The organism is Mesorhizobium sp. (assembly GCF_965229135.1).
In the GTDB taxonomy this organism is placed as follows: domain Bacteria; phylum Pseudomonadota; class Alphaproteobacteria; order Rhizobiales; family Rhizobiaceae; genus Mesorhizobium.
The window spans coordinates 2,339,832-2,365,990 of sequence record NZ_OZ245860.1; the positions used below are offsets into that span (position 1 = coordinate 2,339,832).

21 protein-coding genes are annotated in these 26,159 nt (G+C 63.4%); 9 read left to right on the forward strand and 12 right to left on the reverse strand.

Annotation, left to right across the window (positions count from 1 at the left end; translation table 11 throughout):
- The first annotated feature begins 152 nt into the window (after positions 1-152).
- The 4 genes from ACO07C_RS11295 to ACO07C_RS11310 are packed head-to-tail and all read left to right on the forward strand — an operon-like array spanning position 153 to position 3,524.
- Positions 153-926, forward strand: coding sequence for a FadR/GntR family transcriptional regulator (locus ACO07C_RS11295; RefSeq protein ID WP_421914252.1), 774 nt, complete (start codon positions 153-155; stop codon positions 924-926).
- The gene (locus ACO07C_RS11300) at positions 919-1,704 is read left to right on the forward strand and encodes an SDR family NAD(P)-dependent oxidoreductase (protein WP_421914253.1); all 786 of its coding nucleotides are present in this window, start codon (positions 919-921) and stop codon (positions 1,702-1,704) included. Before ACO07C_RS11295 ends, ACO07C_RS11300 begins: the two co-directional genes overlap by 8 nt.
- A 3-nt stretch (positions 1,705-1,707) precedes the next feature.
- On the forward strand, positions 1,708-2,826 hold the full coding sequence (locus ACO07C_RS11305; RefSeq protein ID WP_421914254.1) for a mannonate dehydratase: 1,119 nt from the start codon (positions 1,708-1,710) through the stop codon (positions 2,824-2,826).
- Positions 2,823-3,524, forward strand: coding sequence for an RraA family protein (locus tag ACO07C_RS11310; protein ID WP_421914255.1), 702 nt, complete (start codon positions 2,823-2,825; stop codon positions 3,522-3,524). The genes ACO07C_RS11305 and ACO07C_RS11310 overlap by 4 nt, the downstream gene beginning before the upstream one ends.
- Before the next feature lie 65 nt (positions 3,525-3,589).
- Here ACO07C_RS11310 and ACO07C_RS11315 read toward each other — a convergent pair whose 3' ends face one another.
- The 3 genes from ACO07C_RS11315 to ACO07C_RS11325 form a co-directional block, all read right to left on the reverse strand.
- A complete protein-coding gene (locus ACO07C_RS11315) occupies positions 3,590-6,328 on the reverse strand; it encodes a DNA translocase FtsK (RefSeq protein ID WP_421914256.1) in 2,739 nt (912 codons plus the stop codon).
- 133 nt (positions 6,329-6,461) lie between these two features.
- On the reverse strand, positions 6,462-7,808 hold the full coding sequence (locus ACO07C_RS11320; RefSeq protein WP_421914257.1) for an NAD(P)/FAD-dependent oxidoreductase: 1,347 nt from the start codon (positions 7,806-7,808) through the stop codon (positions 6,462-6,464).
- A 243-nt stretch (positions 7,809-8,051) separates the two neighbouring features.
- Positions 8,052-9,005 (reverse strand): LysR family transcriptional regulator, encoded by a 954-nt coding sequence (locus ACO07C_RS11325; RefSeq protein WP_421914258.1) that lies wholly within the window; start codon positions 9,003-9,005, stop codon positions 8,052-8,054.
- A gap of 42 nt (positions 9,006-9,047) precedes the next feature.
- Here ACO07C_RS11325 and ACO07C_RS11330 point away from each other — a divergent pair, with 42 nt between their 5' ends.
- Positions 9,048-9,836, forward strand: a complete 789-nt coding sequence (locus ACO07C_RS11330; RefSeq protein ID WP_421914259.1) for an SDR family NAD(P)-dependent oxidoreductase — start codon at positions 9,048-9,050, stop codon at positions 9,834-9,836.
- A gap of 184 nt (positions 9,837-10,020) precedes the next feature.
- Positions 10,021-10,461, forward strand: a complete 441-nt coding sequence (locus ACO07C_RS11335; RefSeq protein ID WP_421914260.1) for a hypothetical protein — start codon at positions 10,021-10,023, stop codon at positions 10,459-10,461.
- A gap of 108 nt (positions 10,462-10,569) precedes the next feature.
- On the opposite strand, the gene ACO07C_RS11340 is transcribed toward ACO07C_RS11335, so the two are convergent.
- From ACO07C_RS11340 to ACO07C_RS11380, 9 genes are all read right to left on the reverse strand, one after another.
- Entirely contained in the window at positions 10,570-11,892 is a 1,323-nt protein-coding gene (locus ACO07C_RS11340; protein ID WP_421914261.1) for an LLM class flavin-dependent oxidoreductase, read from the reverse strand.
- 237 nt (positions 11,893-12,129) lie between these two features.
- Entirely contained in the window at positions 12,130-13,245 is a 1,116-nt protein-coding gene (locus ACO07C_RS11345; RefSeq protein WP_421914262.1) for an alkene reductase, read from the reverse strand.
- Between the two features lie 524 nt (positions 13,246-13,769).
- On the reverse strand, positions 13,770-15,671 hold the full coding sequence (locus ACO07C_RS11350) for a potassium transporter Kup (RefSeq protein WP_421914263.1): 1,902 nt from the start codon (positions 15,669-15,671) through the stop codon (positions 13,770-13,772).
- A gap of 334 nt (positions 15,672-16,005) precedes the next feature.
- Complete coding sequence (locus ACO07C_RS11355; RefSeq protein WP_421914264.1) at positions 16,006-16,899, reverse strand: sugar phosphate isomerase/epimerase family protein; 894 nt, start codon at positions 16,897-16,899, stop codon at positions 16,006-16,008.
- 124 nt (positions 16,900-17,023) lie between these two features.
- A complete protein-coding gene (locus ACO07C_RS11360; protein ID WP_421914265.1) occupies positions 17,024-17,962 on the reverse strand; it encodes an ABC transporter substrate-binding protein in 939 nt (312 codons plus the stop codon).
- 73 nt (positions 17,963-18,035) lie between these two features.
- Complete coding sequence (locus ACO07C_RS11365; RefSeq protein ID WP_421914266.1) at positions 18,036-19,037, reverse strand: ABC transporter permease subunit; 1,002 nt, start codon at positions 19,035-19,037, stop codon at positions 18,036-18,038.
- Positions 19,034-20,575: a sugar ABC transporter ATP-binding protein gene (locus ACO07C_RS11370; protein ID WP_421914267.1), complete on the reverse strand. Its 1,542-nt coding sequence runs from the start codon at positions 20,573-20,575 to the stop codon at positions 19,034-19,036. The genes ACO07C_RS11365 and ACO07C_RS11370 overlap by 4 nt, the downstream gene beginning before the upstream one ends.
- Positions 20,572-21,954, reverse strand: a complete 1,383-nt coding sequence (locus ACO07C_RS11375; protein ID WP_421914268.1) for a carbohydrate kinase — start codon at positions 21,952-21,954, stop codon at positions 20,572-20,574. The genes ACO07C_RS11370 and ACO07C_RS11375 overlap by 4 nt, the downstream gene beginning before the upstream one ends.
- Entirely contained in the window at positions 21,951-22,733 is a 783-nt protein-coding gene (locus tag ACO07C_RS11380) for a DeoR/GlpR family DNA-binding transcription regulator (RefSeq protein WP_421914269.1), read from the reverse strand. The genes ACO07C_RS11375 and ACO07C_RS11380 overlap by 4 nt, the downstream gene beginning before the upstream one ends.
- Before the next feature lie 197 nt (positions 22,734-22,930).
- On the opposite strand from ACO07C_RS11380, the gene ACO07C_RS11385 reads away from it, so the two are divergent.
- From ACO07C_RS11385 to ACO07C_RS11395, 3 genes are read left to right on the forward strand one after another with little or no spacing between them, the layout of a single operon-like run.
- Positions 22,931-23,971 carry a class II aldolase/adducin family protein gene (locus tag ACO07C_RS11385; RefSeq protein ID WP_421914270.1) on the forward strand — a complete coding sequence of 347 codons (1,041 nt, stop codon included), beginning with the start codon at positions 22,931-22,933 and terminating at the stop codon, positions 23,969-23,971.
- Between the two features lie 9 nt (positions 23,972-23,980).
- Positions 23,981-25,255, forward strand: a complete 1,275-nt coding sequence (locus tag ACO07C_RS11390; RefSeq protein WP_421914271.1) for an FGGY-family carbohydrate kinase — start codon at positions 23,981-23,983, stop codon at positions 25,253-25,255.
- Positions 25,256-25,260: 5 nt separating this feature from the next.
- Positions 25,261-26,106: a TIGR01459 family HAD-type hydrolase gene (locus tag ACO07C_RS11395; protein WP_421914272.1), complete on the forward strand. Its 846-nt coding sequence runs from the start codon at positions 25,261-25,263 to the stop codon at positions 26,104-26,106.
- Positions 26,107-26,159: the final 53 nt, after the last annotated feature.

Genomic DNA, 26,159 nt, shown 5'->3' on the forward strand with positions numbered 1-26,159 from the left:
AAGATCAGGCAGTGACCATATTGTTGGACCACAGACCTGTCAACACGCTAAAATAGCACTCATATGGACCGCCAACTCCTTTTTCGCTGGCTATCAGTTGATTTCTTATCCACTCACCCTTAGGCTTGGTCCAACAAATCGGAGACAGTCCATTGGAGCCAACTGGTCACGAGGCGGCGGAAGAAGCCGCGGTCAGCAATTCGGCCGTCGACCAGACGGTGCGGCAAATCCTCGACCTTATTCGCAATCGCGCCATGTCGGTCGGTGACGTGCTGCCGACTGAACGGGAGCTTTGCGAACTGTTCGGCGCCAGCCGCAACACGATACGCGAAGCGCTGCGTACCATCCGAACCTATGGCCTGATCGATCCCAAGCCGCGTGTCGGCGCGGTGCTGGCTGATCGCCAGAACATCGCGATCCAGAACTTTTTCGCCGCCCAGATGGATATTTCAAGGACGTCGTTCAACGACATCCAGGGGTTTCGCCGCATCATCGAAGTGAGCATCGGCGACCACATTATCCTGAACGCCAGCGCCGCCGAACTCGACACACTGGACGAGGTCAATGGCCTGATCGAAACCAGCAAGGATGTCCAGGAAGCAGCGCAGCGCGATTTCGATTTCCACCTCGCGCTGATGAAGCTCGCCGGCAACCGCATGCTGGTGCAGACCTACCAGTTCCTGTCGCCGGTCATCCAGCACATCATGACCGTCGGCAAATCGATCCGGCCGGTGCTGAGCGAAACACGCCAGGCGCATGGCGAGATCATCGCGGCGCTGCGCGCGCGCGACCGCATCGCCTATTGCTACCTGATGAGCCGGCATCTCGATTTCGGCCTGCGCTTCGTTCCCGACGACCTCGAAAACGCAAGGACCACGCCGGCGCGGCCGGACCTGGCATCTTCCAAGGATTTGCACCATGTCTGACTTTGAGAACAAGGTTGCGCTGATCACCGGCACGACCGGAATCGCGCTCGCCACCGCGAGGCGCCTCGCGCAGGGCGGCGCCTCGATCGTCGCCTGCGGCATTGACCAGGCCGCCAATGCCGCGATGCAGGAAGGCCTCGCCAAGGCCGGAGCGAAAGTGCTGGTGCAGACAGTGGATGTCTCGGTTTCAGACCAGGTGCGCGACGCGGTGGCGGCTGGCGTCGCGAGGTTTGGCGGCATCGACATCATCGTCAATTCCGCGGCCGTCCATCCCTACGGGACAGCGACCACAACCGACTGGGAAATCTGGAACCGGACGATGACGGTCAATGTCGGATCGATCTATCTGACCGCCCATTTCGGCATCCCGGAAATGATCAAGCGCGGCGGCGGCGCCATCGTCAATGTCGCCTCGGTGCAGGGTTTCGCCTGCCAGCAGAACGTTGCCGCCTACGCCACGACAAAGGGCGCCATCCACACGCTGACGCGCTCGCTGGCACTCGACTACGCGGCGGCCGGAATCCGGGTCAATTCGGTCAGCCCCGGCTCGATCCGCACCCCTATTCTCGAAAAGGCCGCGCGTGGCGAAGGTGGCAGCGACGCCGATGTCGAAGAGGCCTACAGGCGTTTCGGCGCGGCCCATCCGCTTGGCCGGATTGGCGAACCGGAGGAGGTGGCGGAACTCATCGCATTCCTCTGCTCGTCAAAGGCCGGCTTCTGCACCGGCGCCGACTACAGAATAGATGGCGGCCTGACCGCCGGCATTGGTGTGAAGTAAACCATGAAGATCGGCCTTGGCCTTTACCGGGAGTCACTGACCCCGGATAATTTCCGCTTCGCCCGCCAGGCAGGCGCCACCCATGTCGTCGCCCACCTCACCAACTATTTTCGCGGCCGCGACCCTTCGCTTTCCGCCGGCAGCGAAACGGAGGGCTGGGGCGACTGCTCCACCGACGAACTCTGGAACTACGAGGACTTCGCCGGCCTGGTGAAGACTGTGCGCGACAATGGCCTGGAGATCGCCGCGATCGAGAATTTTTCGCCTCGATTCTGGTACGACGTGCTGCTTGGCGGTCCCGACAGGGCAAAACAGATCGAAGGGCTGAAGCGCCTCGTCCGCGATGCCGGGCGCGCGGGCATTCCATGCATCGGCTACAATTTCTCCATCGCGGGCGTCTGGGGCTGGTCGCGAGGCCCATTCGCGCGAGGCGAAGCGATGTCGGTGGGTCTCGACCTTTCCGCCATCGACCCCGATCTGCCCCTGCCCGACGGCGTCGTCTGGAACATGCGTTACCGTGCCGCCCGGCCGAACGCCGAGCCGGTGCAAATCAGCAGCGATGAGCTTTGGCAACGGCTCGGCGTCTTCCTGCGCGAGATCGTGCCGGTGGCCGAGGAAGCGGGCGTCGTGATGGCGGCTCACCCCGACGACCCGCCGGCCGAAGCGCTGCGCGGTGCCGCGCGGCTCGTCAACCGGCCCCAGAAGTACGACCGGCTGATGGACATCGTCGACTCGCCGGCCAACGGCCTGGAGCTCTGTCTCGGCTCCCTGCAGGAAATGCCGGGCACCGACGACATCTATGAGCATGTCCGCCGTTTCGCACGGCGCGGCCGTATCGGCTACATCCACTTCCGCAACGTGCGCGGCAAGGTGCCGAACTATCACGAGACCTTTGTCGATGATGGCGACATCGACATGGCCGAGATCGTCCGCATCCTGCGCGACGAGAACTATGATGGCGTGATGATCCCGGATCACACGCCGGAAATGTCCTGCGACGCGCCCTGGCACGCCGGAAAGGCTTTTGCGCTGGGCTACATGCGCGCGCTGGTCCAGAACGCCGCGGCTCTCGGGCCTTCTCGCAGTGCCCAATCCACCAACATCCGGAGGCAAGCCTCATGACCCGTTCGACGCGCCTCTATGCCGACGACACGGAAATGTACCGCCTGTTCGAGAAAGAGCTCTTCGTCGCGGTCGTCGGAGATGTGATGGATACGTTGGGATTGCAGCACCAGTTCCTGCCGCCGGTGTTCAAGCCGGTCGACGAGACGACGCGACTGCTTGGCCGGGCCATGCCAGTGCTTGAAACCGATATCTTCCCGTCCGGGCAGTCGACGCACAATCCGCTGATGACCAAGCCGTTCGGGTTGATGTTCGAAGCGCTTGATGATCTCAAGCCGGGCGAAATCTACGTCGCCAGCGGCGCCTCGCCACGCTACGCGCTGTGGGGCGAACTGATGTCGACGCGCGCGAAAATCCTCGGCGCGCATGGCGCATTGGTGAACGGCTTCGCCCGCGACACGGACGGCATCAAGGCACTTGGCTTCCCCTGCTTCTGCACCGGCTACTACGCGCAGGACCAGGGCGTGCGCGGCAAGGTCATGGACTATCGCTGCGCACTCGAGATCGGTGGTGTGCGGATCGAGCCGGGTACGCTGCTGTTCGGCGACAAGGAAGGCGTCCTCGTCATTCCCCGACAAGCGGAGGAAGAGGTTATAAGGCTCGCACTGGAGAAAGTCCGGGGTGAGAAACTCGTCGCCAAGGCGATCCGCGACGGCATGAGCGCGGTAGAGGCCTACAGGACTTTCGGCATCATGTGATCAGTCGATCGATGGCGATGCGCCAGACAGTCGCGCGCATCGCCATCGATTGAACAGGGACCCGATCAATCCGCGCCGTCTTCCTGCGGCGTGTTGGCCTGCTGGCGCCGGCCGGTCATGATCTCGCGCTTGCCCACATGGTTGGGGGCGCCGACCAATCCTTCCTTTTCCATGCGTTCGACCAGCGACGCGGCGCGGTTGTAACCGACGCCGAGGCGGCGCTGGATGTAGGACGTCGAACACTTCTTGTCGCGCAAGACCACCTTGACGGCCTCGTCATAGATGGAATCGCTGTCCTCGGCCGCTACGGAGCCCTTGTCGAAAACCGCGCCCTGGTCGGCCTCGGCTTCTTCCTCGTCCTCGTCGGCGGTCACGGTTTCCAGATATTCGGGGCGGCCCTGCGCCTTCAGATGCGCCACGACATGCTCGACCTCCACGTCGGAGACAAAGGGGCCGTGAACACGGGCGATGCGCCCGCCGCCCACCATGTGCAGCATGTCGCCCTGGCCCAGCAGTTGCTCGGCGCCCTGCTCGCCCAGGATTGTGCGGCTGTCGATCTTGGACGTCACCTGGAAGGAGATGCGGGTCGGGAAGTTGGCCTTGATCGTGCCGGTGATGACGTCGACCGAGGGACGCTGCGTTGCCATGATCAGGTGGATACCGGCGGCGCGCGCCATCTGCGCCAGGCGCTGGATCGCGCCTTCGATTTCCTTGCCGGCCACCATCATCAGGTCGGCCATCTCGTCGACGATGATGACGATGAACGGCATCGGCGCAAGGTCGATCTCCTGCTGTTCGAACAGCGGTTCGCCGGTACCCTTCTCGAAGCCGGTCTGCACGGTCATGACGACCGTCTCGCCCTTGTCGCGGGCCGCGGCGGCGCGCTCGTTGTAGCCGTCGATGTTGCGGACCCCGAGCCGCGCCATCTTGCGGTACCGGTCCTCCATCTCGCGCACCGCCCATTTCAGTGCGGTTACCGCCTTCTTGGGATCCGTGACGACAGGGGTCAGCAGATGCGGGATGCCATCGTAGATGGAGAGTTCGAGCATCTTGGGGTCGACCATGATCAGCCGGCACTCTTCCGGCTTCAGCCGGTAAAGCAAGGACAGGATCATCGTGTTGATGGCGACCGACTTGCCCGAGCCGGTGGTGCCGGCGACGAGCAGATGGGGCATCTTTGCCAGTTCGGCGATGACCGGCTCGCCACCGATCGTCTTGCCAAGGCACAGCGCCAGCTTGCAACTGGTCTTGCGGAAGCCCTCCGATTCGATCAGCTCCCGGAAATAGACGGTTTCGCGCGTCTCGTTCGGAAGCTCGATGCCGATGACGTTGCGGCCCGGGACGACAGCGACGCGCGCCGAGACCGCCGACATGGAGCGGGCGATATCGTCGGCCAGACCGATGACGCGAGATGATTTGACGCCAGGCGCCGGCTCAAATTCGTAGAGCGTGACGACTGGACCAGGGCGAACATGGATGATCTCTCCGCGCACGCCGAAATCCTCAAGCACGCTTTCCAGAAGATCGGCATTCTGCTCCAGCCGCTCCTGCGACATGTAGAAGCCCTGCCCTTCAGGTGGCTGCTGCAAGAGCTCTTCCGAAGGAAGCTCGTAAGCATCGCCCGTGGTTGCCGGCACGATTTTCCCGGCCAGGGGCAGAAGCGAAACGGCGCGCGCGGCCGGAACCTGCGCGGCGACGTCCGCATCTTGCACGGCTGGTTCTGGGACCGCGGCGCTCGCCATGACCTTGATTTCAGCCGAGCGGGCCGCTCGCCGAGGCGCTTTCATCACCGACACTTCAGGCACGGCGACAGCTTGGTTCGAATTGGCCGGATGGACCTCCGGCAAAACGGGCGAAGCCTGCTGGCCTGGAAGACATTCGATGACACGAAACAACGAGGTGACATCGGCCGTGGGAGCCGGGCGCATGTCGACCTGCGCGGCGGCGATGGGCGCCACCACGATCGGTGCAGGGGCGGCTACTAGATCGGCCCTTCTAACCGGCGACGACGCATCGACCACATAGGGCGCCATGACCTCGAAGAAAGCGTGATCCGACAGATACGGCCATCTCAGCCTTTCACGGCTGGCTGTTTCGGTCGGCGCACCAGGTCCGTGGACGACACGTGCCTGCACGGAAGGGCGTGCCGCCGTGGCCGCGACATGGACCGGAGCCGCAGGCCGGGTCTTTTCGCTGGTCTGGCCTTGAGGAGCGGACACGGAAGCCACAGGCGACGTTCTTTCGCCCATGACGGCTCTGTTGCCGATGGGCAGCCGCGCGCCGATCGCGGCGTTGTGGCTTTTCACCGGCGCCGAGGATGCCGAAGGGCTGGAGGCAGGCGCCGGCTGCCCGAACGCAGGCTGCGTTGAAGGCGCCCTTGCCTCGGCTTGCTCGGCCGCACCCTGATCCTGCCGCGGGACCGGTTTCTTGGCCTCATAATCTGGCGTACGGGTGAAACGCACATTGGGCGCGAGGAAGAAATAATCCTGCCAGGCGGGACCTTCGATGGCGCCGAGCTTGGGGAAAGCGGCGCCCGCCGGGGACTTGCCCCTTGGCTCCATGTAGGACTGGCTGTTGCCGTAGAGATTGACGACCCGCCCTGAGTAGCCGGCCTGGGGCTCGTCGGGCTGCCGGCCGGCCATTCTCTGGGAGCGAATCAGGTCAGACGTTGTGTCTGAAGGGGGTCGCTTGCCATCCCTGTCCCCCGTGGCGTTGAAACGATCTGCCTCAGTGCGATCTGCCCCAGCGTCATGGGGCGAGGCCGTCTTCAATGAACTGGCCCGGGGGAAACGCGTGGATTCCATTCTCAAGACTCACCTGTGAACCGTCCTCCGAGCAATAGGGAGCGAGTGGTTAACAGTTGCTTCCCGCCGGGCCTGCTACTGACGATGTGAGCGCTCGCTATCGTCGTCCAAAGGCCGTGCCAGGTTATCTCGTCTAGAGGGAAGGTCCCAGCCGGATCGGGCTGCCATCGCTGAAACGCGACAGACGGAATCTGTCGAGCTTGTGTCCTGTGTCGTTGCCCTGGACCAAGTCGGAAAGGATGCGGCCCATGCCTGGTCCGATGCCAAAGCCATGGCCGCTCATCCCGGTCGCGACGACGAGACCCGGGATGGCGGCCGCGCGATCCACAACGGGAACGACATCCGGCATTGCATCGATCATTCCCGCCCAGCTCGCCTTAAGCGGCACCGTCTTGAACCGCGGGAAAAGTTTCCTGAACTCGCGGTCGATGGCGCGAAGCGCCGAGGCTTCAGGAGCGGGATCGAGGATGCGCATCCGTTCGAACGGGCTTTGCTTGTCAGCGTCCCACTTGCGCGGCGTCGACCAGCTGTCCGGGTACCCTCGCGGCGCGGCCGGCAGGTAGCGTGTGCCAAAGGGATTCGCCATCAGGGCGCTGACATATTTGGTGGCGTGGCGAAATGCGTCCGGCCCCACGTAAAGCTGGTTGCTACCTCCCGATGCGAGCGTGTACCCGCCATCCTGCCGCCGCCGGAAGGCGATACGGTCGTCCGCGACGGCGCCGGCGTGAATTTCCGGCATCGGCGCTGTCGCCGCGACCGTCGACCTGACGCTGAGCTGCGGGATCGAAATGCCGTGCGCGCGCAGGAACAGCGACGTCCATGCGCCGCTGGCGACGACGACGTTCGAGGTGGCGATGCGGCCGCTTTCGGTCCAGACGCCGCTGACCCGTCCCGCGGCGACGTCGAGCATGCGCGCCGCACAATTCTCGATGATGGTGACCCCTTGCCGGGCGGCAAGGCGAGCCAGCGCGGGCACCGCGACCCAGGGCTCGGCGCGCATGTCAGACGGAGTGGTCATCCCACCCTTGAACCGCAGCGACATGGCCGGGATCAGCTTCGCGGCCCCGCCCTGATCGAGCAGGCGCGTGTCCACGCCATGAGCCTGGGCTATCTTCAGGAAATTCCCGAAGTGGGTCATCTCCTTGTCCGTGCGCGCGAGATAAGTAACGCCTGTCTGCTTCAGCCCTATGTCTTCACCGCACTCCTCTGCGAGTTGCCGCCAGAGGCGAAGCGCTTCGATGACGATCGGCAGTTCGTCTGCATCGCGGCCCTGCTGCCGGATCCAACCCCAGTTGCGCGAGGATTGCTCTGCGGCAACGCGTCCCTTTTCCAGCAACGTCACCGAGATGTTGCGTCGCGCCAGGTACAGCGCTGTGGTCACGCCGATGACGCCACCGCCGATGACCACGACCTCCGAGGTCTTCGGCAACTGCGCCTGAAACTGGACAGGAGCGGCTTCCGTGAAGGGGAAAATTGTCAAAGAAAACGATCCTTGTGGTCCACCATGGCCGTCTCCCATGAAATGTCGGCGACGAATGGAGATATTGATAGTCGGTCAACGCTGGGCCGACGTGGAGAATCTGGGCACCGACGCAACAAAGTTGTTGATTGCCGCTGCAGCAGCGCCGCGCCGAAAAGCCAATCAGAATTCCGTTTAACAATGGCCTGCAACGCCCAATATGCGGCGTTCAGCAATTCGATGCGGTGCACGGGAAGACGGGCCCTATTGCAATGCGCCGCCCTTGGCACGCTGGCGGCTTTCATTCTTGCAGACCTCGATCACGGTGTTGCGCAACCAGCGATGGACCGGATCGGCATCCATGCGGGGATGCCACGTTGCCGAAACCGCGATCTCAGGGGTGGGGACCGGCAGAGCGAAGCCCTTGACAGTCTCTGCCGCGCCGGCGCCCGCCTCGGTAAGGCTGTTCAAGAATGTTTGCGTCACAAGCGCAATCAGGTCCGAGCAGCGTGCTATTCGTACCGCGTCGGGAAATCCCGGCACCACCGCAACCACGGCGCGCTTCAGCCCGAGCGCGTCCAGTGCGTCGTCGACCGGCCCGGTGCTCGCCCCTCTGCGCGAGGCCACCACGTGGCCGCAGGCAGCGTATTGCCGGGGCGTGATTTCCTGGCCCGCCAACAGAGGATGTCCCGCACGCGCGACCCCCACGAACCTGTCGCGAAAGAGCATTTGCGTTCGCGCTTCCGGCACCGAGTCGCCAAGAACGCCGATTTCAAGGTCGACCTGCCCTTCACGAAGCGGGCGCGCATCCTTGTCGGGCTTGGGTGCGAACCGCACGCGGACGCCAGGTGCGGCCTGCGTGATCGCCACCAGCAGCGGGGCGGCGAAAACCGCGATGAACCCCTCGTTGGCGCGAATCGTGAAGGTCAGTTCCAGCGCCGCGATGTCCGGAGGGTCAATCGCTGTGGGCCGCAGCACCGCCTGGGCGTCGCGGGTCAGCAAATGAACACGATCGCGTAACTCGGCGGCGCGGGGCGTAGGCACCAGCCCCCGGCCGGCGCGGACAAGCAAGGGATTGCGCGTCGCCAAGCGGAGGCGCACAAGCGTGCGGCTCATGGCGGACGTGCTCAACCCAAGCCGGCGCGCGGCTCCGGTCACGCTGCCCTCGGCAAGCAAAGCATCCAGCGCAACAAGCAGGTTCAAATCCGCGCCAAGCATGGCCGCTCAATATCATGGACGCGCTGGATGGCATAGCGTTTCATGCAACTCGTTGTTGCAGCTGTTGCGTCTGGCGCATGGACTGAAAAGCCACCACATGAATGCCAGAGCAGCAAAAGGAGGCTTCAGGCCATGTCCCTTCCCAACAAGACCATTCTGATTGTCGGAGCCTCGCGGGGCCTCGGCCACGCGATCGCCGCGGAATATCTGAGGCACGGATGGAACGTCGTCGGCACGGTGCGGGGGAAAGCCGGGACCGCCCTGCACGACCTGGCGAACACATTCAAAGACCGGGTCGAGATCGAGACCCTCGACATTTGTGAACCGGATCAGATCGCCGCGCTGCGCGCTCGTCTGTCGCCAAGGCGGTTCGATGCCATGTTCGTGAGCGCCGGCGTCACGAACAATCCCGCTGAAACGATAGCCGATGTCACCACCGAAGAGTTCGTGCGTGTCATGGTGACGAATTCCCTGAGCCCGATGCGGGTCGTCGAAGCCCTGCACGATCTCGTCTCTCCGACCGGAACGATAGGGGTGATGTCGTCGGGTCAAGGCAGCATCGGCAACAACACGACCGGCATGCGGGAGGTATACCGAGGCAGCAAGGCGGCATTGAACATGTTCATGCGCAGTTTCGCGGCACGCCACGCCGAGGAATCCAGGGCGATGGTGCTGATGGCGCCTGGCTGGGTGCGAACCGATATGGGTGGTTCGGATGGACGGCTTAGCATCGAGGAGAGCGTCCCGAAGCTGGTGAAGGTGCTCCTCTCCGTGCAAGGAACTCCCGGCCTGCAATATCTCGATTACCTCGGCCGCACTGTTCCCTGGTGAGCCTTCGGCGTGGGACTCCTGCGCGCGGCTGGATTGATGGAGGGATCGAGCGTGGCTGCTCATGGAATATCCGGACATGCCCAAGTGAACCAATTTTGCTCATCAGGGCCAGATGGCGAACTTGATTTGCTTGGTGATTGCCCAACCCTAGGGCAAACTACCTGCCGGGGCCGCAGGAGGAGAAATGAGAGCACGCGCAGCAACGATCGGAGATCTGGAAGATGTTTTCCGGGGTCTGTCCAAGCGGATGTCGGACGAATACGTAGCCGCGGGCAAGGATAGCAAGATCGCCTATGACAATCTGATGATGAACCTGAAAGAAGGTCGTGCCCATGCGCTTGTCGAGGGCGACAAGGCCGTGGCGATCATCGCCTGGCATGAGCATAGTGACGCTGCCGATACGCTATTTGCCGCACAGGACGATTTCTTCCGCGCCGCCACCGTCCGCTTCTGCAAGCGACACATTCGCCACATCCAGGCGCTCGCCGGCAACCTCCCCATTCACTCGCGCAGTTGGCTCCAGGGGGCTGACGTCGCGCGCTGGTTTCGAACGATCGGCTATGAGGAGAGAGGCAAGGAGAACGGTGCCAATCTGTTCGAACTGCCGCCAGTTCCTTCCCGGTGACGGCCAGCAACCTTGCCTGCGACGCGCAAATCGCTCGACCACAAGACCGCGCCGCAAGCACGATCAGATGCCTGGGTGAACATTGGGTAGCTCGTTGCGCGGCACGCTCTACTCGAAGAACCGGTTGGGCGGGCGCTTCAGGCCGAGATTTTCGCGCAGCGTCGTTCCCTCATATTGCCGCCTGAATATGCCTCGCCGCTGCAGTTCGGGCACGACCTTCTCGACGAAGTCGTCGAGCCCGGCAGGCAGATAGGGAAACATGATGTTGAAGCCGTCGGAGCCCTCGCCGACCAGCCATTCCTCCATCTCGTCGGCGATGGTCTTCGGCGTGCCGACGAAGGCGAGGCCCGAATAGCCACCCAGTCTTTGCGCCAGTTGCCGGACGGTCAGGTTCTCGTGGCGTGCCAGTTCGATGACCCGCTCGCGGCTGCTTTTCGAGGCATTTGTCTGGGGAATTTCCGGCAGCGGCGCATCCGGATCGAAGCCGGACGCATCGTGACCGATCGCGATCGACAGCGAGGCAATGCCGCTCTCGTAGTAGACGAGACTATCGAGCTTCGACCGTTTGGCCCGCGCCTCCTCGACGCTCTCGCCGACGACGACAAAGGCGCCGGGGAGTATCTTAATGTCGTCGCGCGCACGGCCGAGTTTCTCCGCCCGGCCCTTGACGTCGGCGAAGAAGCGCTGTCCGGAGGCCAGATCGCCATGCGCGGCGAAAATAACATCCGCTGTTTCTGCCGCCAGTTGTCGTCCGGCTTCCGAGGCGCCCGCCTGGACGATCACCGGCCAACCCTGGACCGGCCGGGCGATGTTGAGGGGACCGCGCACCGAGAGATGCTCGCCCTTGTGATCGAGCACATGCAGCCGATCCGGGTCGAAATAGAGCCCGCTTTCGGCATCGCGGATGAAGGCATCGTCGGCAAAGCTGTCCCACAGCCCGGTCACGACATCGTAGAACTCCCGCGCCCGCTGGTAGCGCTCGTCATGCTCGACATGCTCGTCGAGGCCGAAGTTCAGCGCCGCATCGGGATTGGACGTGGTGACGATGTTCCAGCCGGCGCGCCCGCCGCTGATATGGTCGAGCGAAGCGAAGCGGCGCGCGATGTGGTAGGGGGCGTCGAACGTCGTCGATGCGGTGGCGACCAGGCCGATGTGGTCGGTGACGGCAGCGAGCGCCGACAGCAGGGTGAAGGGTTCGAACGAGGTCACCGTATGGCTGCGCCGCAGCGCCTCGATCGGCATGTTGAGGACGGCCAGATGGTCGGCCATGAAGAAGGCATCGAACTTCGCCGCCTCCAATGTCTGGGCGAAGCGCTTCAGATGCGCGAAGTTGAAATTGGCGTCCGCATAGGCGCCCGGATAGCGCCAGGCGCCGGTGTGAAGGCTGACGGGGCGCATGAAGGCGCCGAGCCGCAATTGTTTCTGTGTCATGCCTTGATATCTCGAACGTTGGAGATTGATCGAATCCGAGCGAGGATCGGACGCCATCGCGGCGCGAGGAAGGTATTCTGTTCCACGATGGGCGGCTTGCGCAGCATTTCACTGCCGAAGTTTTGATCTTCGCGAGCTGCCGCACGGCATCCCACAAGAGGCCGTGCGGCTCCAGTCCTTCCGGCAACTCCGCGGAAGCACGGGTCGTCATTGCAAATCTGCGTGCAGTTCGAGGGATCAGGCCAGTGTCGGATAGTCGGTGTAGCCTTTGGCTCCGCCGCCGTAGAACGTGGATTTGTCCGGCTCGTTCAGGTCCTTGCCTTCGCGGAGCCTGCGGACAAGATCCGGATTGGCGAGAAAGAGCTTGCCGAAGGCCACCAGGTCGGCGCGGCCTTCCGCGACCGCCGCCTCGGCAAGTTTCGCGTCATAGCCGTTGTTGACGATCCAGGCGCCCTTGCCACCGGCATTGCGATAGGCCGCCTTGAAGGACGCATAGTCGAACGGCCGGTCGCCCTGCTGAAAGTCCCGAGCTCCGCCGGTCGCGCCCTCTATGACGTGGATGTAGGCAAGACCACGCGTGGCAAGCGCGCGCACGAGGTGCTCGAACAAGGGCTGCGGATCAGGGTCCGCGGCATCGTTGGCGGGTGTGACCGGAGAAAGGCGAATACCGGTTCTGCCCGCACCAACCTCGGCGACAACCGCGTCAACGACTTCCAGGGCAAGCCGCGTGCGGTTCTCGATGGAGCCGCCATATTCGTCGGTGCGATGGTTGCTGCCGGAGCGCAGAAACTGGTCGATCAGATAACCATTGGCGCCGTGGATCTCGACGCCATCGAAGCCGGCATCCTCGACCGCCGCTTTCGCGGCGCGCCGGAAGTCTTCGATGATGCCGGGCAGCTCATTCCGTTCGAGCGCTCGCGGCTCGGATGTTTCGGCAAAGACGCCGGTGCCTTCCGGATCGATCAGATAGGTCTTGGACTTGGCTGTTATAGCCGAAGGCGCAACCGGCTTGCCACCACCCGGCTGCAGCGAATTGTGGGAGATGCGGCCGACGTGCCAGAGCTGCACCACGATCTTCCCTCCTGCCGCGTGGACGGCGTCCGTCACCTTGCGCCAGGCCGCGAGCTGTTCGGGCGCGTAGAGGCCGGGCACATCGGCATAGCCCTGCCCCTGATGCGTGATCGCGGTGGCTTCCGTGATCAGCAAACCAGCCGTCGCACGCTGGACATAGTAGGTGACGGCGAGATCGCGAGGCACCGCCTTTGGCGACCGGTTGCGGGTCAGCGGCGCAAGGACGATGCGATTGGCAAGGTCTAGGTCTCCGACTTTGATGGGATCGAACAGCGTGGCCATGAATTACCTTTCATCGGGGTGAGGAGCCGGTTCCATGCCGGCGCGTGTTATGTCAGGCGCCGCTCGCACGGCGCCAGGCAGGGGTTGTCCCGTTGTGGGAGGATGTGGTGAACCCGGCCAGCAAAATCCACCTGGCGCGACATTGTGGTCGAAGCCCGTGGGGCTGCTTCCTCAAAATCGGTCATGATGTCCAGCCGGATCACGCCACCGGGTGACGATATCAAAGGCTAAGGTGCATATGACGGAGGAACTGGCAGCGGAGATTGTTGTTCCAATGACCACGGAAAAATCGCTGTGGAGAGGCGAGTTGATCGCCAGCAAGCCGACGTACCGCGCTGTCGAAGGCCGAGCGACGCCGGCGCACTGGTCACCTCGCCATGCTGACAATGGTCTTCGTGCCGATGATGATCGCCCTGATGGACGACCTGAATAGCTGCTTTGGCGTCAAGTGGAGAGGCAGACGTCGGTGACCGACGCGGATCGTTCGCCGCTGGTGGGGTGTAGAAACCGCGGTAGCGACGTCGTCAGATCTTGAATTCGACGCCGATCTCCATGATCTGCTCGGCGGGGATGTTGAAATATGCCCCAGGTCGCTGCGCGTTGTGGTGCATCAGCGCGAAGAGACGCTCGCGCCAGCGCGCCATCCCGTCCTTCAGACCGCCAGCGATGATCGTCTCGTGTCCGGTATAGTACGTGATCTTCGACAATTCGCATTTGCCGATCTGCTCGCGTGCGAGCGCGGTCCTCAGGCCTTCAGGCACATCCGGATTCTCCATGAAGCCGTAGCGTAGTTCGATACGGGAAATGTCATCCGAAATCGTCTGGATGATGGCCCGCTCTTCGTCGGGCACGCGCGGCGTCTCGGCGACTTCGACCGCGACAAGCAGCACCTTCTCATGCAGCACATGGTTGAGCTTGAGGTTGTGCGACAGGGCGAGCGGAATGCCTTTCGTCAAGCGGCCGAGCACGACCGCGGTGCCGGGAATGCGAAAGGGCGGATTAGCCTTGATGCCGGCATTGAAGTCGGCGACTGTCTGGCGAACGGCGAGACGCGCCTTGTCCAGAATCTCCTCGCCACGGCGCCAGGTCATCATGAGAAAGGCGATCACGACGGAAATCGTCAGCGGGAACCAGCCGCCGTCCAGCAGCTTCGTGGAGGCCGATGCGAAAAACAGGAGTTCAAGCAGGAAGAGGCTACCGTTCACAACAAGGACAATCAATGGATTGTGCTTCCAGTTGAGCGCTACGAAAGCGGCGAGAACCGTGGTGATCACCATCAGCAGCGACACCGCGATACCATAAGCGCCGGCAAGCGCATCCGACGAGCGGAAGCCAAGGACGGCGGTGAGCGTGGCCACGGCGAGGGTCCAGTTGACCAGCGGAATATAGATCTGCCCGCGCTCGTGCCCTGCCGTGTGGATGATGTTCATGCGCGGCAGGAAGCCGAGTTGGATCGCCTGCTGCGTCAGCGAATAGGCGCCCGTGATGATCGCCTGCGAGGCAATCACCGTCGCAGCCGTCGCCAGCAAAATCAGTCCGTAGTGCGACCAGGCGGGCGCGAGGTGATAGAACGGATTTTCGATGGCCGACGGGTCAACCAGCAGCAACCCGCCTTGCCCGAAATAATTCAGCGTCAGTGACGGCAGCGCCACGCCGAACCATGCGACACGTATTGGGAAAGGTCCGAAATGGCCCATGTCCGCATACAGCGCCTCGCCGCCCGTGACCGCAAGGAAAGCGCTTCCGATCACCGTGAAGGCGAGCGGCCCGGCGTGCCAGAGGTAGTCGATGGCGGGCCAGGGACTGAGGGCCGCGAGGATCGCCGGCCCCTTCATGATGCCACCGATGCCGAGAATGCCGATAACCCCGAACCAGACCAGCATGATTGGCCCGAAAATGCCGCCGATCCAGCCCGTTCCCTTCTTCTGGAAAAAGAACAGAAGGACAAGGATGGCCACGGTCAGAGGGACGACAAGATGTCCCATCTGCGGCGTATAGACCTTGAGCCCTTCGATCGCGCTGAGCACGGACATGGCGGGCGTGATTGCGCCGTCGCCGTAAAGCAGCGTCGCGCCGAAGAGGCCGACCATCACCATCAAGGCACGCGCGCGGCTCTGCCTGGCGCGCTGCGGGCTTACCAGTGCGAGCAGCGCGAGAATACCGCCCTCGCCATGATTGTCGGCTCGCATGATAAGGATCGCGTATTTGATCGAAATGACGACGATCAGCGACCAGAATATCAGCGAGACGATGCCGAGGATCGCCTGCGGAGCGGGGCTGTTCCCGGCCGGCGTCGCCGAATTGATTGCGACCTGCAAGGCGTAGAGGGGACTTGTCCCGATATCGCCGAACACGATCCCCATGCAGGCAAGGGCCGTCACCGCCCTGACGCGACGTTGCCCCTGATCTTGGACGGAGGCCCTCATGTCGCACGCCCCTTTTTCTTACTTGGTAATCTTCCGCACCTGTCTCGGCAAGCAGCTTTCAGAGGCGCACATTGGTGGACGCCTCGTCACCTAGACGCCAGCGCCCGTCCCAGCCCACTCCATCCTGTCGCGTTTGGCAGGCGCCTATGCCGCGAGGCAAGGTGGCGAAGCGCGCAGAACCACACTCGCCGAACGGATCTTGTAGATCGATGCCGAGGAACCCGGAACATCCAGGTCGCGCGTGACCCGTTCCTTGGCATAGCAACCGCCGCCCGTTCCTGATGGAAGTCGCCGTGAACCTGTGGCGACAGCCAGAGCCAGGGCTGCTGTAATGTCAGGGGCGCTGAGACGCCGCGACAAGCTCGCTCTTGCGCCGCGCCGTATCCATTCCAAGCCCGATGAACGTGCGCGCGTGCTTGGCGAGCGCCATGTTGTCAGTCCACAGATTGCGCCAGATGGCGGTCTTTTTCGACAGGTTCTCGTCGACGATCTCCGACGAGAACGATTCGAAACTGAGGTCGTCGCCGTAGCCGATGGCCGTCAGCGCATCGAAGATCGCCGGGAAGTCGATACTGCCCGTACCAAGGAAGCCACGATGGCTTTCGCCGATATGGACATAGCCGATCTTGCCCGCCGCGTGGCGGATAGCCAGCCCGACATCAGCCTCCTCGATATTCATATGAAAGGTATCAAGATGCAGGAAGATATTGTCGGACCCCGTATCCTCGATGAAGGCCATCCCCTGCGCGGCGGTGTTCAGCAGGTTGCTCTCGAATCGGTTGACGATCTCGAGGTTGAGCGTGACACCAGCAGCCTTGGCCGTCTCCGCCGCCGCCGCCAGCGTCCCGGCACTACGCTTCCATTGATCGCGCGTTGGCGCCTCGACTTGCAGTCCATGGCTGGTCGACAAAATACCGGCGACCTTGCGGCCGCCTAGGTCCCGCGTGAGCGCGATGGTCTCGTTGAGGATCGCGACGCCGCGCGCGGCAACCGCCTTGTCGGCGCTCGAAATGTCGCCCTCGGTCGGCAATCCAATGCTGATCGCCACGCCGAGATCCAGATCGGCAATACGCTTGGCGAGGCCTGCGATGTCGACATCGGCCGGGTCGAGGTAGGAGAATTCGATGAGGTCGAAGCCGGCCTCCCTGGTATTGGCCAACGTCCGTTCCAGATCGGCCTGCGCCGAACTCGCCGACCAGACGAAAGAGTGGATTCCAATGCGCGACATCGTCGTCTCCGGCTGTTTCGGAACATCGGGCAGACACGGCTATCCGGCCCTCGATAAATCCAATGTTCAAATGAACATAAATCGGTGCGGCCGGGCATTCCCGGCCGCACCGGCCCTGGGAGGCTTAGCGGGCCGCGGTCCAGCCCTTGTAGTCCTTCAGGTTCTCGGCCGTGATCAGCTTGGGGTCGAGCAGCACGACCGGCTCGGCCGGCTTCTTGCCGGCAAGCAGGTCAGCCGCCATCGTGAGCGACTGGCCGGCCATCACGTAAGGGTCCTGCGAGGCCGAGGCCTTGATCATCGACGTGCCCGATGCCAGCTCCTTCTCGATATCGGGCGCGCCGTCGACGGCGGTGAAGATGAACTCCGAACGGTTGAGCTGCTTGGCCGCGAGCTGGCCACCGATCGCTGTCGGATCGTTGATGGCGAAGACCGCGTCGATCTTGTCGAAACGGGTGAGCAGCGACTGGAATACTTTCAGACCGCCATCGCGCGAACCTTCCGCGTTCTGGTCGTCGGACAGGATCTTGATGTCCGGATGCTGCGTCAGCACGTTCTTGCAGCCCTTGACCCGCTCCAGGATCGATGACGATGCCGGGCCATTGAGGATGACGTAGTTGCCCTTGCCGCCGGTGTGATCGACGAGATACTGGCAGGCCTCTTCACCGGCCTTGACGTTGTTGGTCATCACGGTGACATCGGCGCCTGGCGCCGAGACGTCGAAGGCGGCAACGATGATGCCGGCTGCCTGTGCCTTCTTGACCGCCGGCGCGATCGCCTTGGCGTCGACGGCATTGAGCATGATCACGTCGACACCCGCGGCAATGAACGAATCCACCTGCGAAACCTGCTTGTTGAGGTCGTAGTCGGCGGACACCGACGTAACCTCGACCTTCGGATTGATCTTCTTGGCCGAGTCCTCGATGCCCTTGATGGTGGCGACGAAGAACGGATTTCCGAGCAGGCCGACCGAAATACCGACCTTGTTCAGGTCCTTGGCCGAAGCCGGCGCGATGGCGACGGACGCGAGCGCGACGCCGCAGAGCAGTTTAGCGATGGTCTTCATTGTTTTCCTCCGATTGCCCCGCGCCTCTCACGGTGCGTTACACAAACCGGGCGTTGCCGGCGACAAAGGTCACTCACGTCCTTGCTCCTGCCTGGAGCCTGTAGCGGTCGAGGGCGACCGCCACGATGATGACCAATCCCTTGATGATGTACTGCCAGATGTCCGAGACACCGGCCAAGATGAGCCCGTTGGAGAGCACCGCGATGATCAGTCCGCCGATCAGTGTTCCCCAGATCGAGCCAACGCCGCCGACAAAGCTGGTGCCGCCGAGGATGACGGCCGCGATGGCGTCGAGCTCGTAGGACTGCCCGAGTTGCAGCCCGTTGGCCGCGTAGAGCCTGGCCGCCGACATGGCGCCGCCAAGACCGGCCAGCAGACCGGAAACGCCATAGACGAAGAGCAGAACCAGCGGCACCTTGATGCCGGTCAGCCGGGCCGCTTCGGCATTGCCGCCAACGGCATAGACCCAGGTGCCGAGCACGGTTCGCTTCAACACAAGCCAGGACAGCACCACCACCGACAGCGCGATGATGACCAGCCACGGGATGCCAAACAGAGAACCGTTGCCGATGAAATCGAAAGGCAGGTCCGAGTTGAACACCGTCGTGTCCTGACCGAGCAGGCGGGCGATGCCGCGCACCGCGGTCAACGAACCAAGCGTGACAATGAACGGGGGCAACTTGATGTAGGCGATAAGGAGCCCGTTGATGAGCCCGAAGCCGAGGCCGACGAGAATGGCGGCCGGAACCCCGAGCAGTCCCCATTCCGGTACCAGCGACACGATCACCGCGACCATCGCGGAGGCGGCAAGGATGGCGCCTACGGACAGATCGATGCCCCCGGTCAGAATGACGAAGGTCATTCCCGCCGCCAACACGATGTTGATCGAAGATTGCTGAGTGACGATCAACAGGTTGGTCTCGGTCAGGAAGCGGGGATTGATGAACTGGAACCCGGCGGCGAGCAGGACGAGCACCGGCAGCATGCCCAGCGCCGCGAAAGCAGTGCGCAGCCGACGGCTCCTGACGGTCGTCCGGTCGCCCGCATTCGTCATCCCGGTCGCCGTTTCGGTCATTGCTGAGCCGCTCCCGTTGCAAGTTCCATGATCTTTTCCTGGCTGAGCGGCTCCCCCGCGGATGCCACTTCGCCGGCGATGGCGCCGTCGCGCATCACCAGCACCCGGTCGGCCACGCCGATCACCTCCGGCAGTTCGCTGGAGATCATCAGGATGGCCATGCCCTTGTTGGCCAGGTTGTCTATCAGGCGGTAGATTTCCGACTTCGCGCCGACATCGACGCCACGGGTCGGCTCGTCGAGGATGACGACCTTGGGCTCTGTCTCGAGCAGCCGGGCGAGCAGCACTTTCTGTTGGTTTCCGCCCGACAACGAACCGGCATTGGCCTGAACGGAACGCGTGCGTATGGAAAGATCGGCAACCGCCTTTGCCGCGCGCCTCTCGGCGGCGGCGAAATCACGGAAGCCTCCCGCATGCGCGTCCCTTGCCAGAACGCCCATGCTGACATTGTCTGAAATCGACATGTCGAGGAACAGGCCCAGTTCCTTGCGATCCTCGGTGAGGTAAGCGATGCCGGCATCCAGAGCCTCTCGCGGCGAGCCGATCAAGATCGGTCTGCCCTCGAGTTCAAGCGTGCCTGACGTTCTCTTGTCGGCGCCGAAGATCAGCCGCGCGAGCTCGGTGCGGCCGGAGCCGACAAGGCCCGCCAGCGCCAGCACTTCACCCTTGTGCAGGTCGAAGGAACAGTTCTTCAACAGGCGGCCATCCGACATGCCGCGCACCGAGAGTGCCATCGCGCGCTGTCCGTCCGGAGCCCGGTGGTCCTTCTTGTAGAAGGCCGAGAGATCGCGCCCGACCATCATCGACACAAGGCGTGACGCGTTGAGGTCGGCGCGATCCAGTGTCCCGACATAGCCGCTGTCGCGCAGCACGCTGACGCGGTCGGCAAGCTGGTACACTTCCTCCATGCGGTGGCTGATGTAGATGATGGCGATGCCTTGCGCTTTCAGCGTCGCGATGACCTCGAAAAGCCTGTCGGTCTCGCGCGAGGTCAGCGAGGTCGTTGGCTCGTCCATGACGATGATGCGGGCGCTGGTCGACAATGCACGGGCTATCTCGACCAGTTGGCGCTCGCCTAGAGACAGACCGGACACCGCGTCGTGCGCCGAAAAGGAAACGCCAAGCCGCTCGATGATGTCCGTGGCGCGGCGGTTGCACTGATCGCGGTCGACGATGCCGAAGCGCCGCGGTTCGTTGCCCAGGAAAATGTTCTGCGCCACCGTGAGATTTGGGGCCAGCGACAGCTCCTGGTAAATCACCGCGACGCCACTTGCGCGCGCCTTGACAGGATCGCCGGTCGCTGCAGGCTTGCCATCGATCAGGATTTCGCCGCCGGGATCGGGCCGGTAGGCGCCGGACAGCACCTTCATCAAGGTCGATTTGCCAGCTCCGTTCTCACCCATCAGTGCGTGGACTTCACCGGCGTGAACTCGAAGCGACACGTCCTGCAACGCGCGGATCACCCCAAATGTCTTGGAGATATGGCGCATTTCCAGCACCGGCTTGCGCGTCTCCTCCGTCTGGATCGCCGCGCTCATCGCGAACCACCCGCAGCAGCCTCGGCGACCGCCAGGCCTTCGACCAGATCGCGCCAGCGGTCGCGATAACCAGCCAGGCCCGAGATGCGCGCCGCGTGTACCGGTTCGGGCGCTTCGGCGGCGAATTCGCGCCCCACCCCTTCAAAGGCAAGCGCGGCGGCCCCGGTGGCGCTGCCTTCAAGCGTCGCGCCCTGCAAGAAGCCCTGGGCGGGACGAAGCTGCGCGAGCAGACTGGCGAGGAGCCCGCCATTGTTCAGGCCACCGTCGACGATCACCGTGTTGTTCGACTGGATCAGATCAAGCGACAGGTCACACATCAGCGCGACGTAGAGCAGCGCCGCGGCGGCTCGTTCGCCGGAGTTGGGCACCGGCCCGACCAAGGTTCCCGATCGCCCGGGCGCCGGGCCGCCGGGCGCAAAGCTCGGCAGCGCCAGCATTCCGGCGTCTATGACGCGCTGGAGCGCGGGCGGCTCGATCGCGCCTTGCCAGCCATCGCTGATGACATCGAACTCGCGTCCGCCCATGAACCGAATGGTCGGCACCGGGCCGCCATCGACATCGACGTTGACCAGCATGTCGCGGTGACGATCGAGCGCGTCAAGCGGGCAATCCGGATTGAGGATGATGACCCACGTGCCGGTGGAAACGACCGTGACCGAGCCGAGCGCTTGCCTGCGATAGGCATGCAGCGCCGCATTGCTGTCGTGGACACCGTTATGAATGGCGACCGGGCGGCGCGTGACCTCGCCGAAAGGCGCGTCGCCGATGACGGTTCCCGCGCGCTCAAACGATGGCATCTTGCCGCGCCAACCCTCCGCGTCGACCAATGAGGAAAAATCACGCCGGCGTGGAGCCCACAAATGCGAATGGCAGCCGAGATAGGAGACTTCCGAAACAGGCCGACCGCCGAACCGCCAGCTCCAGTACTGCGGGTAGCCAAGGATCGAGGTGGCGGTCTCGAAGGCTTCGGGCTCGACCTCCTTCAGCCACAGCATGTGGCGGCCGAAGTTGAAGCCAAGCGGCAATCGCGGCGAAAACGTTTCGGCGAAATCGGGAATACGCCGATCGATCCGCGCGGCCAGATCGACAGGCGGATCCTGTTCGTAGTCCAGGATGGGGTGCGTAAGCTTATCCTTGCCGATCAAGGCAAAGGTGCAGCCATGGCCCGAGACCATGAGGCCCTCTATGCCATGAAGGTCCGCGGCCTCGCCCACGGCGCGCACCGCCCAGTCGTGAAGCCTCGGCTCGTCGAGGACAGTGCAGCTGCCTTGACGCGTCCAGCCTGGCTGGGTGCGGCGCTCGTCGACAATCCGCCCGTCCTGGCCGAAAATGAAAAGCTTCGAATTTGTCTTGCCGAAATCAAGTACCGCCAACTTCACGGAGCGCCTCCCGAAAGAGAGGCGATCCGCACCGTGACGCCGGCATCCTCCAGCATGCGGGCATCGACGTCCGACAAACCGTCATCGGTGACCAGCGTGCCGATGCGCGACAGTGGTAGCGCGACATTGCGAGGATGGATCGACAGTTTGCGGCTGTCGGCCAGGACCACGATCTGGTCGGCGCAGAGGCTGAGATCGGCGATCGAGCGGACCAAGAGAGGATGCGATTCCAGGACGCCTTCCTGGCCAAGGCCCTGCGCGCCGAGAAAGAACTTGGAGGCGTAGAACGGCGAGCTTTGGGTTGGCGAGTGGATGATCCCGGGTTCGCGATGCAGGTCGCCCCCGGCAACCGTCAGACTGCAGTGACCGTGGTCACTCAGATAGGCCGCGAGCGGCATCGAGTTGGTATAGAGCCGGATGTTGCGATCAGCGAGCTTGACCCCAAGGTGGAAGCACGTCGAACCGCCGTGCACGATGACAGCATCGCCGTCACGGACCATGGTTGCCGCGACAGCAGCGATCTGCAGCTTGGCCTCTACCGCCAGATCACGATTCTCGTCGAAGGGCCTCGCGTAGGCAACACCCGCTTGCAGGGCCCCGTCGAGCGCCGAAATACCGCCGTAGACTTTTCTCGCCTCGCCGGCCTCGTCGATCCTGTCGATATCGCGCCGCACCGTCGCCGCCGAAACGCCAAGCCGCTCCTGCAACTCGCGCACCGAAGCGAACGGCCGATCGCGCAACAGCTCGACGATCTGACGCTGGCGGCCGGTGTCGCTCAATTTTTCCTCCCCATCTCCGCTTTACAGCAGAATTTGATCTAACTTACTCAACGACTTTTGGATTGCAAGCGTCAAATGACGAAATTAGATCACTGTTGACGAAACTCAATCGTATCTGCAATACCAGCACCAACAATCGTCCCTGTGGCGAGATCCAAGGCCGTGGGAATACGGCTGGACTGTTTGAAGGAATGGCCATGGCGACCCATGCGGATGCGCAGGAACTGGCGGCGTTGCGATCGCTCTCGGCCACCATTGGTCGCGACCCGCATATGACGCAGGCCGCCGGCGGCAACACATCGCTGAAGGCCGGTGACACGCTTTGGATCAAGGCCTCCGGAACATGGCTGAAGGATGCGCTTGCAGAAGACATCATGGTGCCGGTGGACACGGTCTCGCTGCTCAAGGCCGTCGAAGGGCGCGACCCGGCCGCCGATCGGCCGCAGATCTTCGCCATCGAGGCGCTCAACACACGCAAACTTCGTCCCTCGATCGAGACAACGGTGCATGCGTTGATGCCGCAGCGCATCGTTTTGCATGTTCACTGCGTCGATACGATTTCGCTTGCGGTGCAGACCGACTGCGAGGATGAAGCCGCCAGGCGGCTCGGCGGTGTCGAGTGGGCGTACGTACCGTATTTTCGGCCAGGATTGCCGCTTGCCCAGGGCATTGCCGAACGCCTGCGGCCAGGCGTCGACGTCCTCATCCTCGGCAATCACGGCCTTGTCGTCGCGGCAGAGACCGTTGCCGGAGCCCAGGCGCTGCTGCGTCGTGTGAACGCGCTTCTCGCACGGCCGCCGCGCCAGGTTGCGCAACCCGACATCGTGGCGTTGCTCAAACTCGCTGGAGAGACCGGCTACCGCTTGCCGGCGGATATCGAGGCGCACGCTGTCGCCATCGACCCCGAAAGCCGCCGCATGGCCGTGGGCGGGAGTCTTTATCCGGACCACGTCATCTTCCTCGGCAACGGCTCTGTCGTGGCGCGCAGCGGCGAAGCCGTGGCTGACGTGATCCACCGCCTGGACACGCGGCCCGCGGCGATCCTCTTTCCTGGCCTTGGCGTGCTCATGCGCGGGGACGCCGGCGCGAGCGCAGATGCGATGATCCGCTGCCTTGCGGACGTCACCGCACGGGTCGACGTCACGGCCCGGCTGAACTACCTCACCGACGCTGAAAACGACCAGCTGATGAACTGGGACGCCGAGCGCTATCGTCAAAAACTGAACGCCGCCATCTAGGTGGAGACCATGATCCCGCTCGCAATTGGCATCGACATCGGCACGTCTGGAGCGCGCGCCGTCGCCATGCGTCCGGACTATTCCATCGCCGCGCAGTCCGCTGTGCAGCTTGCGGGGTTCGGCGACAATGCGCGCTCACCGTCGATATGGTGGTCGGCGGTCAGCGCGGCGCTTGAGGAGCTGCTGCCGGCGATCGAGCCCGCCGCCGTGCGCTCGATCGCCGTTGACGGAACTTCAGGCACGGTGCTGCCGGTGAACGGCGCGGGCGAACCGCTGGCGGAGCCGCTGATGTACAACGACAAGGTCAGCGATGGCACGATCCTGTCCATGGTGGCCCGCGAAGCACCGGAGACGAGTGCGGCGCATGGGGCGACATCGGGACTTGCCAAGGCACTTTGGTTCCAGCGCCTGCCAGGTGTGGCGGCCGTGCTGCACCAGGCGGACTGGATCGCCGGCCGGCTGTCCAGCCGGTTCGACGTCAGTGACGAAAACAACTGCCTCAAGACAGGCTACGATCCCGAAAGCCGCCGCTGGCCAGACTGGATCGCTGCGACCGGCATGCGAACGGAGTTGCTGCCGAGCGTCGTCGAACCCGGCGAGGTCACGGCGAGGATTTCCCTAGGGATTGCTGACCAGTTCGGACTGCCGCGTGACGTGCTGGTGGTGGCAGGCACCACCGATGGCTGCGCCTCGTTCCTGGCGACAGGGGCCGAGGCCGCGGGCGAAGGTGTCACGGCGCTCGGCTCTTCGCTGACCATCAAGATCCTCTCCGACCGGCCGATCTCGGCGCCGCGATTCGGCATCTACAGCCATAGGCTGGGCAATGCGTGGCTTGCTGGCGGCGCTTCGAATTCCGGGGGAAAGGTGCTGGCTCAGCATTTTTCGTTGGCACGCATCATCGAACTCAGCGCGACAATCGATACGGCAACCGAGACTGGCCTCGACTACTACCCGCTCGGCGCCGCGGGTGAGCGCTTTCCGATTGCCGATCCTGCCCTGTCGCCGCGAATGGCCCCGCGCCCGACCGATGACGGCGAATACCTCAAGGCGATGCTGGAAGGCATCGCCGCTATCGAAGCCCTCGGCTATCGAAGGCTGGCCGAGCTCGGCGCGCCGAAGTTGACATCGGTCAGGAGCGTTGGGGGCGGCGCGGCAAATCATGCCTGGACTGCGATCCGGCAACGCAAGCTCGGTGTCGATTTCCTGCCGGCGCTTTCGGATGCGGCCGCCGCCGGAACGGCGCGGTTGGCGCTGAAGGGTGCAGGCTCGGCAGGACTCCTGTGAGGACCATGTCTGTCCAACCCATCGAAGGCATCGAAGCGCTGGCGCAACGCTATGAGGTTTTCCTGATAGATCAGTTCGGCGTGCTGCATGACGGCCAACACCCTTATCCTGGCGCGGTTCATGCCCTGTCGTCACTCAAGCGTGCCGGCAAGACGATCATCCTGATCTCCAACTCCGGCAAGCGCGCCAAACCCAACGAACGGCGCCTGCTCTCGCTCGGCTTCGAGGCGGGAAGCTGGGATCATCTGGTCTCCTCGGGCGAAGTGGCGTGGCGCTCGTTCAAGGACATGGCGGTCTCCGGCGCGCTGAAGCCGGAGACGAGATGTCTGCTGATCAGCCGTGACGGCGACCGCTCAGCAATCGATGACTTGCCTTTGACCTTGACCGCCAGCGGGAACGATGCCGATTTCGTCCTCATCTCGGCAAGCGAAGGCGACCGTCACCAGTTGGATTACTATCGCGCGCTGCTCAAGCCCGCGGCGGAGCGGGGCGTACCGTGCTTTTGCACCAACCCTGACCGGATCATGCTGACGTCCGTGGGGCCGCGCTTCGGCGCCGGCGAGATAGCGGATCTCTATGAAAGACTGGGCGGCAGCGTCACCCGTATCGGCAAGCCCTATCAGCCGATCTTCGAGGCAGCGCTGGCGCTCGCCGGTAGCCCGGATAGAGGAAAAGCGGTCTGCATCGGCGACAGCGTCGAGCACGACATCGCCGGCGGGAATGGCGCCGGGATGGCAACCACGCTCGTGGCATCAGGGATCTTGGCCAATTGCAAAGACCTGACGGCGCTTTTCAGCGGGCTGGGCGCCTTTCCAGACTACACACTGGACGCATTTCGCTGGCACGAGTGAACCGTCGGCTTCCGCTTTGGTGGGGACATGCGCGGCGACCGCCACGCTGGCGA